General features: G+C 41.3%; 4 protein-coding genes. 1 reads left to right on the top strand and 3 read right to left on the bottom strand.

What is annotated here, in order from left to right; all coding sequences use genetic code 11:
* Positions 1-157: 157 nt before the first annotated feature.
* From MXE38_RS10395 to MXE38_RS10385, 3 genes are all read right to left on the bottom strand, one after another.
* Positions 158-10129 (bottom strand): hypothetical protein, encoded by a 9972-nt coding sequence (locus MXE38_RS10395; protein WP_246914500.1) that lies wholly within the window; start codon positions 10127-10129, stop codon positions 158-160.
* A gap of 772 nt (positions 10130-10901) precedes the next feature.
* Positions 10902-14603, bottom strand: a complete 3702-nt coding sequence (locus tag MXE38_RS10390) for a hypothetical protein (protein WP_246914498.1) — start codon at positions 14601-14603, stop codon at positions 10902-10904.
* Positions 14604-14847: 244 nt separating this feature from the next.
* Complete coding sequence (locus MXE38_RS10385) at positions 14848-15501, bottom strand: hypothetical protein (RefSeq protein ID WP_246914497.1); 654 nt, start codon at positions 15499-15501, stop codon at positions 14848-14850.
* 946 nt (positions 15502-16447) lie between these two features.
* On the opposite strand from MXE38_RS10385, the gene MXE38_RS10380 reads away from it, so the two are divergent.
* Complete coding sequence (locus MXE38_RS10380; protein WP_246914496.1) at positions 16448-17353, top strand: flagellin; 906 nt, start codon at positions 16448-16450, stop codon at positions 17351-17353.
* Positions 17354-17642 lie beyond the last annotated feature (289 nt).

Genomic DNA, 17642 nt, shown 5'->3' with positions numbered 1-17642 from the left:
TAGATACAACATTTTGGCAAAAAAATGGATCAAAACGATCCAAATTTTCACACTAAATTTTTAGGTTTTTCTTTAAGCACCAATCGATACCTATCAATAATGCCGGGCTATGGTTTTCAATTTAACCTCCAGGTAAGCTTAATTTGCTTAGCTAAAATTAGGCTTGGGGCTTACAAAGACGACGAATTAGCTCATTGCGCAATTGCAAAGCTTGCAATGAACTATGGGCTAGCGTTGCGGTAAGCTTATCGTCGCCATTTATGACTTTTATTTCATTACGGGCACAACCAAGCGCATCTAACAACTCACTAGGAGAAAGAGTTTCACTAGGCGGTACCAATAAAGCCATACGATCACACATAGAGCCTCTAAAAGCCAAAATGGAAGCTAAGTTCAGCTCATCTTGTTGTAACTTAAAGCGAGTACGATTAAAGTAAGAAATCATATTGTTCGAATAGCTATAAGCCATCTGAGGCTCAATTTTGCTAATAATAAATTCCATTATGGCCTTTAAATCCTTGCTAAAAGCACGCTCTTTAAAATCGTACTCTTGTAAATCTTGCCATTGAGCATGATAGTCACAAGGATCTTTAAGCCTACGTAAAAACTTATCCGTTACCTTTTGTCCCTCTTCAAAATTATCATCAAATAAAAAGCCCTCTTCACTCTCCTCACTTTGCTCACCAGTTTCGTCCTGTTCGTCTGGCTCACAAAGATCATTGTTGCTACTGTCATCAATTGCCTCAGCCCAAATATCACTATTGCTTGCACTGTCTTGGTCTAAGATCTCCTCAGTGTCCCAATCATAAGATGATTGCTCTGATTCAAGACCGATATTAGGGCTAACAAAAGCAGCTAATAAATTATTGAGTAGGACTTCAAAATCACGGTTGAAATGTACTAAATAGGCCGCACTGAGCAGCTTTAGTACCCTCTCATGAGCACTAGGTGCATAAAGACGCATCTTGGCATAATAGCGCTCTAAAAGTATTACCTCCTCCAGTTCCTGCTGTTCAAGGAAGCCAATTAGCTCCTGACAGCCTTTAGTTAAGGCGGCTACCTGATTTACCCCTAAATAGCTCTTATTATGAACCCTTTCGACATTAACAGAATTTAGCTCATTATTCTTATTGGCCTGTATCTTTAGGTTACTTAATGACTCTAAAGGACAACAATGAGTAATGTCAGCAACTAAAGCTATCAGCTCATAAGAGGAACTTAACTCTAATAAAGGACTTTGCTCTACCATTAAATCTTGTAATAGCTTTAAAACCTCTACTACAAAATCATCAGACAAAGCTGCTATAACTACTCTATCTTGGATAGTTAGCACCTTTTGATAATCAAACAAACCAACTTGTAGGCGCTGGTGAGCTTTATTAAGATAAGCACTAACTTGTAGTACTTTCAAGATAAGATAGCGCTGCTGCTCTTTAGGCAATAAGCGCTCTAGCTTTTCGCAATCGAGCTCATAAGCATAGCCTCTGCGACAGCCAAAGCCATGTTCAGCCCCGCCCTCTAACTGCCCATTGCCAGCACAATCCCAACTTTGCTCTGCAGCTAAAGCAGTAGTCGCATCCTCAGTTGATCTATCACCATCCCCTTTAACCAACTCACCCCCAGCACTTGCCCTAGCGCTGGCCCCTGCTCTTGCGCTGGAACTGGCACTGACACTGGTGCTAGTCCCAGTATTGGCACTAGCACCTGCATTGGTATTAGCACTGGTGTTAGCACTGATGCCTGCAAGAGTATCTGCACTGCTGTTAAGATGGTGCTTAGCACCATCGCTGGCACTATCTTGTGCCAGGGTATGGCCACTAGGTAGTGCACAATGGAGCATCTTTTGAGCCTGTGGGGCTTGGAAGCTTGATAACTGGGCTTGTTGCTCTGGAGTTAAATGTAATTTTCTAAGGTTAAGCTCAGCTTGCTCCGAGTTTAGCTTAGTCTGTAGGCTATGTTGGGCACTTTCTTGGGAAAAATAGCGCTCATAGCCATAAACAGTCTGCTTACGCTTATTAATAGAGCTAGTACTTTGCTGTACATTTGAAATATCAGCACTATCTGATTTTGCTACCACTAACAGCAAATTAGTGATGAAATTGATAGCAGCATGCTCCAAAGGACTAAATAATTGCTCCTGACAATAACTAATCACAGCTCGATAATTGGTTTGGGCATGGGAGTACTTTACTGCCTTCATAAGCTCATAATAATTACGCTCGATAAAAGAGAAGGTAGCTTGACGCTTAAATTGGGCATTGAGAGCCCTCCAAACCAATGACTCTAAAGAGCTAGTAGCACATGAGGTTTTAATGGGATCAGATAAGTGACGTAAGATAAAATCAGTCCACGATAAAATATGATTACGTGATGACATAATCAAATTACTAGGACAATCTTTCTTAAGTACCGCCTTAGTCGCAGTATATTGATCCTGAGAATAGTCTTTTAACCTAAAGATGTTATAGCGCTGATCTAAATTAGGGATAAAGCTTTCAATATGCTGCAAATAAGCTCCCATACCCTCAATATAGTTGTTATACGATGACACCTTAACTACATCGATAGAGCCCATACCATGTGGAGCAATGGCACAAAGTAATTGCAAAGCTTCATTTTGCTTACTATAAACCTCTTTTAAGCGCTCTTGCTTATGAGCTTGCGAGTCTAAATTATTATTAGCCTCCCCAAAAGCCAACTCATGAGTAAAGATCTTAGACCCATTGCTACTAGCTTCCTGGTCATGCTCTAAGCCTTTGGCATCAAGTTCTAACTGTAGCGCTTGATTGGTGCTAAGAGTTCTAATATCACCTTCATAAAGGGCGCTATCTTTAGCCTTTAAACTAGCTTTGTTCGTGCTCTTAGAATAAACAAAATCACCCAAATCGTTATTAAGTTCATAGGCATGGACATAATCAATACTATTGTCCTTAAGCTCCCTAGTCTCACCCCTAGCAACTCTTGTGGTAGTGTCTGTACCCACAGAACTTGCTCTAAAAGTCTCACCAGCACTAGCACCAGCAGCGCCAGCGCCTGCACCAGCTCTGGCACCAGCACTAGCGCTTGCGCAGCCCTTGCTATCATCCCTAGTAGCTACCTTAGCCTTTACCTGCCCATTGAAGAGCTGACCAGTGCCCATACTATGGTTATGGCTATTTTCAGCAGATGCTCCAAAAGCACCAGTACCAGAGCCCAATTCTGCGGCTGAGCCCGAGCATGGGGCTACTCCATGAGCACTACTTTGCAAAGTGTTACTTGTTACCTGGCCATTATGGTTATCTTGACCATTATGGGGCTGACCTGGCAACACATTGAGCTTGAAATTGCGCCAATAGCGCTTAGCCAATTGATTAATAGTAGGCTTAGGTGGCTGTACTTCGTTTTCAAAAAACTCATCGTCAAATAATACAGAAGACAGGTCATAGCCTGATGGCATAGCAAATAAGTTATTGCTTTGAGCAGCATCTTCCAGGCTAATGTTATTAACATCAACTTTATCTTTGCTTAAAACAATTTGTTGAGCTTTTGCACGAGCCTCAGTTATGGCTTTTTCCTTATCAAAGGCCACACCATCCATGTCATCATCAGCATAATCACCCTCCATAAACCCAAAAGAACTTACACCTTCAATTGGAGCTTGTTCCAGGCCATGGCCATAGCCCTGACCTGTGTCTTTGCCTTGGCCTTGGCCTTGGGCATGCCCATGGCTATGTGGCTGGCCATCAGCTTGAGCATGAGCATCCTCTAAAGACAATGCTCCCTGGGTTGGCTCTTGATGTGGCTTAAGAGCAGTTGACACCTGAGCTGCAAGCTTATTAGCTTGATATTCCTCACCATCAAATTCCTGAGCCTGCACGAGGTTTGGAACTTCAAGTGAAGTTAATTGGCTGGCTGGCACTGGGTCTAATGATTGGGTAGCGGCTGCACTTTGCTCCAAGGAGTTTTGGTCTTGGTCAAGCTCTTGTTCTAAATCTTGGTCAAATTCAAAAGCTTGTTCTACTAAAGCAGCATTATCTAAATTATTAGACTGCTGAGCAGATAAGTTGATAATGGCATTAAATTCATCATCTAATGACTGCTTACTATTAACTTTTGATGCAAGATTATTGCTCTCTGCCTGTTCAAACTCAAAATCCCAGTCGTCGCCATCTTGTACCTCATTTAGTTGTGGCACATCACCTAAAGAGGTATCACCTGATACAGCAGATGGTAATGGAGGCAATTGCGGCATAGCAGTGCCGCTATCGCTGTGCTGTACGCTATTAGGAAATAAACTTGAGTCTAAGTCCTGGGCAAAACCATTATCAAGCAAGCTATCGCTAGCTAGCTCTGGTTGTAGTTGTGGCTCTACCCTTTTTGCTCTTACAACTTGTTTAGTCTTAACCTTAACAGGATAAGAGAGGCCGACACGAGCTTTAGTAGTGCTAGCTTTATGGCCTGATAACTGCCCCATATTTAAGCTTACATTCGGGCCTGGTAATGGGCCTGATCCTAGGCCTGTACTTATGGCCAAGCGTTTCATGCCGCAGCTGCGCAAGGCGCTATTAACATTATCCATACCTACGTGATAAGGACGTACATATGTTATAAGATCATGGTCAGGAAGTTTTTCCTTAATCTGGGCAGGGACGGTACAAACAATATTACTTGTCAGGGCCTTTGATAATACTTCTTTATTAGCGCTTAACTCCTTTTGGTAGTTAAAAGCTGCCAAAGGCTGATGGTTAGCCCACAGATTAACCTCATAATGGCTACAAGCTAAGGAGAGCTGATATTTATAGTTAATATCACCCTGATTATTGTATGTTGCACGCAGCGCACTAACATCATGGTTTTGCCATGAGGTGTTATTTAAAAGCGCATTACTTACCAGATCTTGTAGTTGTTCAAGACTATAGCCCCTCTCCACCCAATCATTAATAAAAGGTGCTAGGAAATAATTGTAACCATAAGCCTGAGGCTCAATGGTATTAGTAAATCCCAATTCATAGGCGGCACCATCAAGAGCAAAGCACAATTTTTCAAGCTTATCATGGCCAAGATTAGCTCTAATTTGGTCGCTAAAATGACCAAAATGATAGCCAGGTTTGCTATTTACAATTTCATATAATACTCGGTTGCTAGCAAGCCTCTGCCCCCAATCCTCTACTACCTGCCAAGATGCATAGTACCAAGGCGCAAAATCATAATCAGCCTGCACTAATTTAAACTGTTTAATAAGAGCATCACTAGCCCCTTTTAAAGCAAAAGGATAAATATCAACCTTAGTACTAGCATCCTTACTTTGCCCCTTAAGTCCCTGTTCTTGATTTAGGACATAAGAACTAAGAGTTAGCAAATAGCGCTCTTGATTTGAGAGTTGCTTAATATCTTTAGCACTTAAGTGCCAATCTTGCTCATAAGCTCCCAGCTCATAGCCCCATTGAGAGCCATAAGTATGTAAAAAGTACTTTAGCGCAGCCTCAGCCACAGATGCTACTTCATCAGATGCTGCCGCATCTGAGCTACTATCCGAGGCTAAAACTACAGCAGCGCCCCTAGCAGATACTAAGGCCATAGGCATGGCCGTGGCTGAGGCTAAGTCTAAAGCCGTAGCCATAGCCGCATTTGAGGTATTAGTACTACCATTAGTATTAGGCTGCTGTTCTAGCCATGAACCTCCTAAAACAAGATTTTGCTCTTCTGGGTATGTTTCCTTGGTAACATCGTGGTCACTTAATTTATGAGTTAAGTTCTGGCCTTTAATTTTGTGGATAACGGCTGAATTAAAGATATGGCCATAATTGGCAGCAAAGCTATAGTGTTGCTGCATATTCTCATCAAAAGCATCTAAAGCTTGATAAGCATAGTAGCCAGAGACCATGCTAAATGACCAATCTAAATTATTAAGCTCAATCTGTGAGACACTAAACTCCCTATTAACCTCACTTACTAATTGGGATGCAGCATCACAAGTGCTAGTGGCGCTAGTAGTTACATTAGCCTCTAACTTAAAGCTTGACTCCTGTGATAGCACCTGTTGCAAGGCAGGAGCATATTGGATCAAACTTAAAGAACCCCTAGCAAGATCACTATCTTGAGGGCGTGTCAGTACTGAGGGCTGCAATTGCACATAATGAGCACTATGCCATACTTTGCCTAAGCGACAAGCCATTAGCTCCGCTAAGGCACGCTCAACCTTCTTTAACAGTTCAGGACTATTAAGCTTAAGCTGAGCGCAGGCTCTCGAGACAAAACTACCACCAAAGCTATCACTAGCACCAGCGCTAGCGCTAGCACCTGCTATTGCTCCTGTTTTTGTAACAGTTGCTACTTGAGCCTTGCTAGCAGTCATTTCAGGTACAGGTACAGGCACTACATTTAAAAGCTTATCCACTTGCTCTAAAGAGTTGCCCATAATAATTTTTTGGGTACCAAGCTGTGGCTCCCAGTGTAGGCTTTGTCCAAGAATTACTTGTTGAGCCAATACTGTTTGATGCAATTGTTCCCAAGTAAGTAAAGTACTTAACTCGCCTAAGCTAATACCTCGTTGCAAGAAATAGGACATGAGCTGCTGCTCTAAAGTAGCTAGCAGCTTATTGCTATCAACACCTGTGATAGCGTCAGCGTCTGCGCCTGCGCCTGAAACAGTGCTGTTGCCAGTGCCTGTTTCTGTGTCTGTGGCGGTAATATCATCACTTTTAACAGTGCTTGCCCCTATTTGAGCAGCGCTAACTGTGCAGGCTGTGCTAGCAGAGTCTACAGTAGCTCCAGGGACAGCAGTGCTGGCCTGGCTGGCGCTGTTGCATGCTTTAAGGGTACGGGAAAAGATTTGGCTTAAGCTATTGGTGCTAATTTTGCCCATGCTTAATAAACATAGGGCTTGTAATTTATAGCTATCAAAAGAACTTAAAGCGTTAAAAGATAAAGCCTGAGCAATAGCATCTTGATATATATCTTGGCTGGTAACTGCACTGTCGACCTTGCTAGAGCTATTAATAGCGTTATTAATAGGTGATGTCTGCTGTGATTGAGCCTGATTTTTAAGGGCTTGGGCATAGCAGAGCATGTCAATGCGCAAGTTTTGATCTATAACTTGAAATTGGCTTTCTTCATGATTAGGAGCTAGGCGTGAACTAATATCATGCTGTTTAGTCCATAAGGAAGTAAACTTATAACAAGAGCTGAGCACTAAAGGTGAAGTTTGATAGTTGAGCGATAATAAACGCAATGACATTAAAGATTGCGCACGCATTTCACGCTCTACCTTGAGTTTTTCATACTCAGTTAGCCACAAGTCCTCAAATTTTTGAACAAAAGAAGAAAATATACGATTAGCCTTAAAGCTACGATAGCCATTGGCTTCATGCTTATTAAGCTCAAAACCAAAACGACGATTAAGGTAGACTTGCATTGAACCATAGCCCAAAGCAAAGGATTTAAAAACAGGAATATCCATTTGCAAACTGAGCGCACACAGCTTTGGCAAGTCAAAAAACTCACCTTGGTCAAAATTATAGTTATCTACCTCCCTACGCTTAAAGCCCATTTTGAGCAATAGCTCAACGTAGCTAAAAGGACGTGGGCCTCTTTTACCTAAAACAGTTGTACTATCATCCCCAGTCTTATTATTAGAGCCCATATCCTGCACGGCATAAGAGCTATGGTTCAGCCCCATATCATCACCATAACCTTTAACATTGCCCATCGCTGCGTCTATATCTTGCACGCTTATTGGAGATTGAAGATACTGCTGCTCATAAGCAAGTGGCGCTTCATCCATTGGGCTTGAGTTTGAGCTTAAGCTTGGGCTTGAGCTTGGGCTTGATAGAAGCGGAATAATGCCTGATAAGGTGTCCTTATCCAAGGCAAATTGTGAGCTTAGATAATTAAACTGTAAATTGAGGCTCTCTAAGCGCCATTGCTGAGGATAGACTAAAGATAGAGCTTTTAGGCCACTGTCTAAATTGGAACTAAAAAGAGTATGCCCCTGACCATGATAGCGCTCATGCCATACCCCTAAAGGATACATTCCCCAATTAACTGAGCGCTCATAACTCTCTTGCAAGATGCGCTCTTGGCTCTTAGGATCAAGCCACTGCTTTACTTGCTCTAAAGAATTAAGGTCACCAGCAAGAGCAGGTCTTTGTTCTTTGGCCTTTTCTTGGCTCAAAATATTTTTTTGTTCTAAAACATAATAGAGATTATTAATAATTTCATCTATTTGTGCTTTAGGATAAAAACACTCTAAATAGGCTAAGGCCTCATCAATCATGACTGTGCTATCAGGAGCTAAATACTCCTGACCAATCTGTTTTAGAGACTTGGCTGCCTTTTTATGAGCTAATTGATATTGATAAAAAGGATAATTAGCTCGTGCTTTAGCATAAGAGAGTACTTGTAACTCTAAATCAGAGTAAATAGGTAAATAGCCTTGAGCTAAAAGGTCTTCATAAGGCTGTTGGCAGCGACGTAAAGCAAAAGCTTCTAACTTGCTACCATCGACAAAAATAGTGCAATAAGCAAATTGGTAATTAGTAGTAAGAGCATAGAGTTTCCACTGCAACATAACCTGAGCATCATCAATTAAGACAATGTCAAATTCCTTAGGATTGCATGGTAAATTATTGAGATCACAAATGACAAAGTCACTTAACTCAAGCACAGCCATATGCTCTTGCAAGGCCTGTAAATAACTGCCCTCAAGCGAGGATAAGCCATGACAAATTAGGACTTTTACTCTCTTGTGCTTCTCCTGCTGCTTTAGCTTAGTGTAAAGATAGACGGCACGCTCTACAACAAGCGCTACGCTTTTAGCACCCACTACACTATCTACTACTAAAAAGCGCTCCTCACTAGTAACAATAGCCCTTTGCTCAGGACTAAAAGTCACCATATTCAATGAACGCTCAAGCCATGGCAATTGCTTGCTAATTTGCAAATTAACATGAAACTCTTTGCTAGAGTAGCTATTAACACGATTAACAATCAAGCCAATTTGAGCATTAACAGGCACTTCATTACTATCTTTACGGGATACAATCTCACCAATAACACGTTTACGTGATTTAGGCAGAGTATGAGCCTTACTCTCTTTTGCGTGCTCTTGATCTTCTTGTAAATGCAGCGCATCTTGTAATCGCCCCATCCCCTGCTCATCAAGCACACTTTGACCACCAACAGCAGCCATCCCCGCCTTACCCTTATCCAGGCCCTTGCCCTTAACAGCACCAGCATCAGCATCAGCACCAGCACAACCAACAGCGCTACTAGCTGCGCTAGTAAGCACACTGCTAGCAGCACTAGTATCTGTACTGTTAGAGGCAGTCATTGGCTCTACTGTTTGTGCTACTGCTGTTGAGGCTAAGCCCACATCTTGCTTGTTCTTAGCCTGCTGACGATCTTTAGAGCTCTTAGAGGCAGGTCTCTTAGTCTTAACCACCTCTTTAGCTTGAGCGCTGGAATGAGCTAAATCCTTATCCAATAAGGACTCATCATTGATCTCATCTTTCTTATGGCTAGCACTTACTTTAAGCTTAGCCTCTGGTGCAGCTTTAGTATTCTTGCTCTTACGCTGCTGTGCCTTAACACCAACAGCCTCAGCCCCTACCATAGCAGCGGCCTCAGACCTTGCCTCAGTCTTTGTCTCAGCTTCTGCACTAGCATTGGCATTAGCATTAGCACGAGCATTAGCTTTTGCTGGTGCTTTATCTTTTGCATTGGCTTTAGCTTTAGCACCAGCACTGACGCTAGCGCTAGCGCTGGCGCTAGCAGCCACAGCTATAGGGGATGGGACTTTGGTAGTTTCATCCTTATGGGTATCTTTACTGCTGTCATTTTTGGCGGACAAAGACGCACTCTTAGTGGCTTTTGAGGTCTTAGTATTAGCCAATGACAGGTCGTCCCCTGTTAAATTAGCCAACAAATCGCCTTGGATAGCTTGGCTAGTAGGGTCTACAGCAAGGGTAGTAGCTTTTGCACTCTCCTTACGGCTAGTGCGCTTGGTCTTAACTCCTTTATCTGCATTTTCCATGGAGCTATCTTGCTTGCGGGCTTTAACTTTAGGATTAGCTTTACTACCAGCTTTTTTCTTTAATTTAGTCGCTGTAATGTTTTCTTCTTTTAGTTCAGTAGCTTTTTGTAAAGACATAGCAAAACTTTCCTTAAACTAAAGATTTTTCCCTACCGCCCTAAAAACTAAAAAGGGCTCGATAGCAAAACTATAATATAAGACTATCAACACTTGCCCCTTAAACACTAGCTGTAAAAACCTAAGTGCTTAAGCGCATGACCCTATGGTCTAATAGCAAGAATTTCAACAAAATAGTATATATGACGATTACGCCTTGCCAAAAGCACCAATACTAACACACCATCAAAGCTCATCCCAAATTGTTAAAGCTCAATACTATAAAGCTTAGCACAGGAACTGTTACCACCAACTAAGCCCTCTCCTACCAAGCCTTTACACTGTCAAACTTACAGCCCAGAACCAGGCCCAGACTCAGTCCAGCTCATGCCCCTACCTGACCTATCATGGCTTTTAACTTTCAACGGCTCATATCATGGCCCCCTCAAGATCCTGGCCAGAGCTATGGTCATAGCCCTAGCCCTAGCCTGGGCTTATAACCATGCCCATTTAAGGCCATGGCCTTATCGAGGCTTTACACAGCCTTACAGATGACTTCAAAGGCTTGTAAATGCCCTGTATGGGCGTTGTAGTAGTAGTAGCAGTATGTGCAATCACTATCAAAAAGCAGAGCTCATAAGTAAACTTACAAAGGAGCGACAACTTTTGCAATAGCCATGGCACTGGCATTGGCGCAAGCTAGAGCCCTTGGCAGAGCCATTGTAAGGGAGCTAGCCCTAGTCATGGCCCCTGTATGGGCTCTGGCCCTAGCTAAGAGCTTAAGTTGGTAAGCTTAACTCTTAGTACGGCGCTGACGTTCTTGATGGCGCTTGAATGATTGGTCTAAAGATACCACTTTATCTTTGCTACGAGATTGAGCAATCGACTTTTGATAGACTGCTTGTCTTTTAACAAAATCGCTCTCCATTTCCCATATGTGATCATAACTTGCTTGCTCAAAGTACTTATAAACTTTGCTAAAGAAGTACCTATCATTAAGGGCATCTTGACCAACAAAATCAACGCTGTTATCCCATGTACCATCTGCATAGGAAAGCTCTTGAGTAAAATTAGCTGCTTTTATAAGCTGTTCATTTAGTTCGTTATGGTTATCAAAACGCTCTTGAGCATTTAAGGCATAAGAAAGACTATGCTTCATTAAATAGCTCTCAACCTCACTCTCACCCAAACGCTTTAGTTGCTCAGCGCTAAGCTTAGCTAGCATGGCATTATGTCTATCTAAAGAGGCTATGTGCTCGGCTTGCTCCTGAGCATGCTTAACAAAGTATTGCCCATTGGCAAAAGCTAAAGCTCCACGTGCCCTGTTTAATAAACCTTGCGCTTGAAAACTGGCCCAGGCACGAGCTTTGGCCTCATACTTACTAAGCAAATTAATATGCTCTAAAACCTTAGGATAATGGGCTCTCATAATATCACGAGCACCATCTAAAGCTTGTTGCTCATAATGCTTTTGCAAGACTAATAATTTAAGCTCACCCTCTTTAGGAAAGCAATCGTGTTTTAGGTTGTACAGCATAGCCAGTAACGAGCTTACTAGTCCTTGATCAATCTTTAGCCTTAAGTTGAGGCCCAGCATATTAAACAAGTACTGCTCATCAGAGCTATCTTGAGCAAAGCCTGACTGTCTAAAATCACACTTAAAAGGGGCTAAAGGTAGCCATTTAGTTGTATCATCTCCTAAACGCCCCCAGCTCTCGCCTAAGCTTTGCCCCTGCTCATAGCCATACCTACAACCACGGTCTAGGCCTAGATCAGGCCCCTGGTCTGGTCCCAGGTCTGGGCCTGGGCCTATGCGTGGGCCTAGCTCAGCTGCACAGCTCAAGTCTTCGTTATGCTTTGAACATTGATATTGGTCATTACTGTAAGTAGCAAGATCGCTACCTACCAGCTCTATATCATCGTAAGGCATACTTTCATATGAGGCTAAGATCTCAAGACTATGCTGCCAAGCTGCTATTTGGTCAGAACAAAGATTAGCCAAGTGTACACTCAATTGCTTAATACTATCTTTTGCCTCACTGTCCCAAGCACAAGCTTGTCCCATAGCAGCGCTATAGCGCTTATGTAAATATCCATAGCCAAGACTATCCCATAAACGCTCATAATACTCATTACTACTCTCAGGACGAAACTCAAATTTAGCACCAAACCCTTGTTCGTAATATGCACTAAGCTTATTACCATCCGTTAAGTTGGCAAAAGTCGAATTTATCTTTAGCTCATCCTCTTGGTAAGAGGCCTTATGTTGAGAAAATAAAGAAGCCTCAAAATACCCCACATCATCGCTCTTGTTAATTGAGGATTGGGGTGCAGGGGCTGCACTTAAAGAAATTTCATAAAGTGGCTGTTGCCGCTCTGCTTTTAAGAACTCAGCTAAGCTATATGGGTCAACATCACTTAAGCACAGATTGTCCTCTTCCATATGAGTGAGCACTCTATGGATTTGCATAAAGAATTGATAGTCTAACTCGTGACTATGCAAAGTCTGGTCACAGTAATCTTTAAAAGAAGATAACTGCACTAGCGCAAAAATGTCTTTATCCAAATGAGCAGGTAATTGCTTTTCATTTAAATAAGCTTGATAAATTTCAAATTGCTGAGCAAAGTCAAAATCAGGATAAATTAACAGATAGTTGTCAATTTGCTTATTAAGCTCAACTAGTTGCTCTCTTAAAGTCTGCATTTGCTCAACAGTAGAGGTCATACGCTCCTCTAAAGTGTTAACCAAATCTTCAGCAGGACAATTATCAAAAATAATACCTTGGTAAATAAGTCTTGGTATAGCTCTAATTAACTTGTTGTTTTCTTGAGGCAAGATGGTACGAGACCAATAATGTAATAAATTACGGGCCGCAGTTTTTACCTGATTAACATAGGATAGGAAGTTGTGCTCTTTATCGTTCTTATCTAGCAAAGTTTCCAAAGAGGCAGAACATAAGGACACTAATAGTACTTGTCCACTAGGAGAGCCAATCACTAATGGAAGATATTGATTTCCTACCATGACATCTTTTAGTACTACATCATTAGCATTAAGAAAACGACCTAAATAGGCATATAACTTAAAAGCGTCATAGGAGCCCCAGTAACTCTCCTGAGGCATGCTTAAAACAGGAATGTTGTTTTGGTATTCAATGTTGAGATAGGCTAAAAATTTTGCTTTTTGGTTAAAGCTTTCTTTTAATCTATTGTTAGCTTTATTAAGCGCATAGTGTCCAGGTAAAGGATCATAGTTTTTATCAAACACACTTACAGCATCGATCAATAAACAATCTTCTAACTGCCCCCTAAAACCACAAAGGTCAGTGTCAGATAACAACTGATTATCCTTAATGGTAAGGCTTAAAGGCTCAGGTAGAAAAACATCTAAATTAGAAACTTGGGACGCAATTTTACTATCAGTCTGAGCTCTTTTACTCAGTCCTTTTTCTAAACCAACTAAGCCAACGAGCTTAACCTCATGCCAAAGAGAGGCATAAAATGAATTACCCATCAGAGCACTATTGGCATAAATATCCATAGTACATCCCTGACGGTTAAGGTAATTAACCTTATCACAAACAATCTGCCATTTGATGCGCTTAGCTGCCACAATACTTACATGACTAGCAGTCGCTCTCTTACCTTGCTTGTTACCATCGCTCTTAGCATCGCCTATAAGCTGAGCTTTAAGCTGTGCACCTGTACTTAAGCCAAAAGCACCCTCTGCTGAACTATAAGTGATATTACTCTCCCCTGGAGAGGAACCATATGGGTAGCCCTTATCCTCCCAAGAATCCCTTAGCATCCCATGCATAAGCAAGGTTAGGTCATCTAAATTCTTGGCTAGCAAATCAAGATCGCACTCAACTGAAAAACCATTAAAGCTCACTAAAACACTGCTATCATTATTAAAATAAGCCGATAAAGGGCACTCATAGCGCTCATCAATAAGGCTATATACCCAATCCTGCCCCTTTAAGGCTTTTCTTTTACCAAGCTTTACACTTACATGGCTAGTGTAATAGGAGCTAAGTGCCGTGCTACTATCATAATCACCATAACTAGAGCCCCAAAAACCATGCTCTTTAGCTACTTTAGTATCACCCTGCTCTAGCAATTGAAAATGCTGCTTAAAATGCTCACTTGCTCCTACCAAAGCTCTAAGCTTAGGAGCCTCACTATTAAATTCACCTAAGGCAGGTAAATAAAACTCATAATCAAGGCTACCAAGCTCCACCCCAATCCAATCCTCAGGCGCACTAGTATCTGCAAGCCTTTGAGCCTGAGCCTGAGTTCTATTGCCATCCATATTTGCTAATGGGCCTTGCTCATCGCCACCAAGTCGATGCCCACAATTATCAGTAATATTAGATTCACTACTAGCGGCTGCCTGTTCTTGGTTAAACTTAAGATAATGGGCAATGAGCTGGTAGTTATCCTTGCTAAATAACAGAGGAGATAAGTAATATGCTTTATCTTGAGCCTTGTCCATAGCTTCTTTCCTTACCCAAAAATCTCAGCTTACCAACGTATATGCTATCTGCCATTACTTTTGCCATTGCCATTGCCCTTTATGGCAGTGGCGCAAAAGAGTAGCACTATGCCTACTTTCTTTTAAAAAACTTTGGCCTTTACCCATATAGTTTATACCAATAATAAAGCCCCCTAGAGCAAAAACTTTAGAGGGCTTTAAGGATAATAGCAAATAATCGCTTGTTTGATTGTAAGTTAATCTGTTAACTGTTGTGCAACTTCTGCTTTAAGTACTTTTGTAACTTTTCTAAGGTTCCTAAAGTTTGATCTGTAGAGCGTAAGAATAAAGCTGGATTATGTCTAAAATAATCTAAAGTATTCAGCACATAAGCTTCAACATTAGGATTATCAATTAGCCACTGAACATCATCAGTTGGCTTGTAATCGTGTTGTAAAGCGCGATAAATACCGTTATAGCTTGCTCCTACACATAAATTACGGTTCATGTCATTTTTATAGCGATCATTAATGTGAGGGTAATTATTTACCTGACATCCTTTGAGCATGGTAGTAGCCCAGCTAGCAGAAATCATACAAATTTGCGCTGGAGTAAAGGTTGCTGAACGGTTTGAGTACATCAAAATAGCACTAATGTGGTCAAAGCATTGCACAGGGTGCACATCAGAGCTGGTAAAGGCTGATGAAAAGTCCATACCGCCTTTTTTACCACGTGATGTTAAAGCGTAAAAGTCAGTCTTGTTATAAAGCTTTCTAAAACCCACTAACTCTTGTGGGCTAGGAATAGCAAAACGTGTGGTCTTATATTTGTGAACTAAGGAGAAGAAGATGCCAAAACCTACCAAGATAATAATCTGGGTAATAATATGTGCAGCTAAACCTACTCCCGCTATTTTCATAATGAAAAAGAAGACGATATTCACCAAAATGAGGATCGCCAAATATACCCATTGCATTAAAAATAAGCTCCTACACTATCGCTATTACAAGCCTGCCACAAAATAATAAAAGGTCAAACCTTAGAACAATTAAGCCTATCTATGATGTTCTCATCCGTATTTAACGCATATTGCCTTTAAAATGAGCTAAGCATATACGATTTAACTATTTTAATTGCAAAGCATTAAATACCTTGCGAGCACGATCCCACAAAATATTTCTTTTCTGTTAGTTATCTTACTAAAACCAACATGTTGGTAAGACCTAGACTTAGGTGATTGTCCTTTTGCAATTGTCTTGCCTAGATGATTTTTGACATGATAAAACTAGTAGCTAATCTGTGATGCACCACCCTTAAAGCAAAAGACTAATACAAGCCTTTTCCCACCACATCACAACCCCCTACAACCGTTTGCCAACCCCTACCTGATAAAATTTATTATCAAGCTCATCCCAGACCATCCTAGCCTAACCTAGCCTAGCCTAGCCTTTACAGCTCTCATGGCCCTAAATGCCCTAAATGCCCTAAATGCCCTCATCCAGGCTTAAAGCCACCAGCTAAGCCAAGAACCTATATCAATCAATCAATCAATCAATCAATCAAAAGAGCTTCCCAACAGCAACTATTACCATGGCCTATCCACCACAATAGCAATGCCAATGGATATGTGGCAACGACAATGGCAATGACACTCTAGAGAAGCAAAGTTAGCCACTTTATTAATATCTATTTTTCTACAATTTAAACCTTAACTTCGAGGTTATTTGCTATATTTTCATATCTATAAATACCTTGTTTGTGGCTTATTTAAGCCCTTTTAGGAGTAGTAGTTAAATATTTAAATTCATCTCCCGTTAAAGAAATATATGCAGTAAACAATACACATGCTTATAGAGGTAATTATTATGGCAGTTTACGTAAATACCAACGTATCTTCATTAAATGGTAGAAGATACCTAAATAATGTACAAAATCAGCTGACTACCACCTACCAGCGCCTAAGCTCTGGAATGCGCATTAATTCCGCAAAAGATGATGCAGCTGGCTTACAAATTGCCGACCGTTTAACCACCCAAATTAATGGATTAAATCAGGGTAACCGCAATACTAATGACGGTATTGCCTTAGCTCAGACCATTGAAGGCGCTCTAGACGAGACCTCATCAATGCTCCAAAAGATCCGTACTTTAGCTGTACAGGCCGCTAACGGAACAAATACCTCCGATGACCGTAAGGCTCTTAAGACTGAAGGTGACTCATTAGTTGCTGAAATTACTCGTATTGCTAACCAAACTAAGTTTGGTGGCAAGACTGTTTTAGTAGGTGTTACCAAAGGCGCTATATTTAATACAGCAGGTCAAAATCCATCAAATAAAGCTGGCAAGCTCACCTTACAAGTTGGTGCTAATAATGGTGATGAGATTTCCTTTGATGTTGGTAACTTCAGATTCTCTCACATTTTATGTGCTGCTGATACTGGTAATAAGAAGGCTTGGTCAGCTGCTAAAGGTATTCAACTTAGCACCGCTTCTGGCGCAAAAGAAGTAATTAGCCTTATGGATAAGATGATTGGCCATGTTGATAGCCAGCGTTCAGGCTTAGGTGCCATCCAAAACCGACTTGAATCCTCTATCCGCAACCAATCTAACGTTGCAGCTAACCAGGCTGATGCACGTTCACGTATTCGTGATGCTGATTTTGCTGAGGAGTCTGCTGCTTTAAGCCAGCAATCAATTATCCAACAGGCTGCCACCTCTATGCTTATGCAGGCTAACAGCCGTCCACAATTAGCCCTCTCTATGCTTGGCTAATTAATTTTTACTGAAATTTACCAACTGCTAATAATTTACTTACTATAGGGCTCTTAGTTTTTAAGAGCCTTATATGTGTTAGCAGCTGTATTAATCGACGCTCATCAAAACATATATAGGGGCTTAATTATGGCAGTTTACGTAAATACCAACGTATCTTCATTAAATGATGGGGTATACTTGTCTTCATAGAAAAACATGGCGGGAGCAGCTTTTATGCTGCGACCGCCTATAATACAGGAGACATAGTATGCCGTCAAATACTAAATTCAATCGATCGAAATTGACT

Source organism: Anaerobiospirillum sp. NML120448 (assembly GCF_023050945.1).
Taxonomy (GTDB): Bacteria; Pseudomonadota; Gammaproteobacteria; order Enterobacterales; family Succinivibrionaceae; genus Anaerobiospirillum.
Note: the sequence above shows the minus strand (reverse complement) of the source record. Positions and strands in the feature narration are given on the sequence as shown.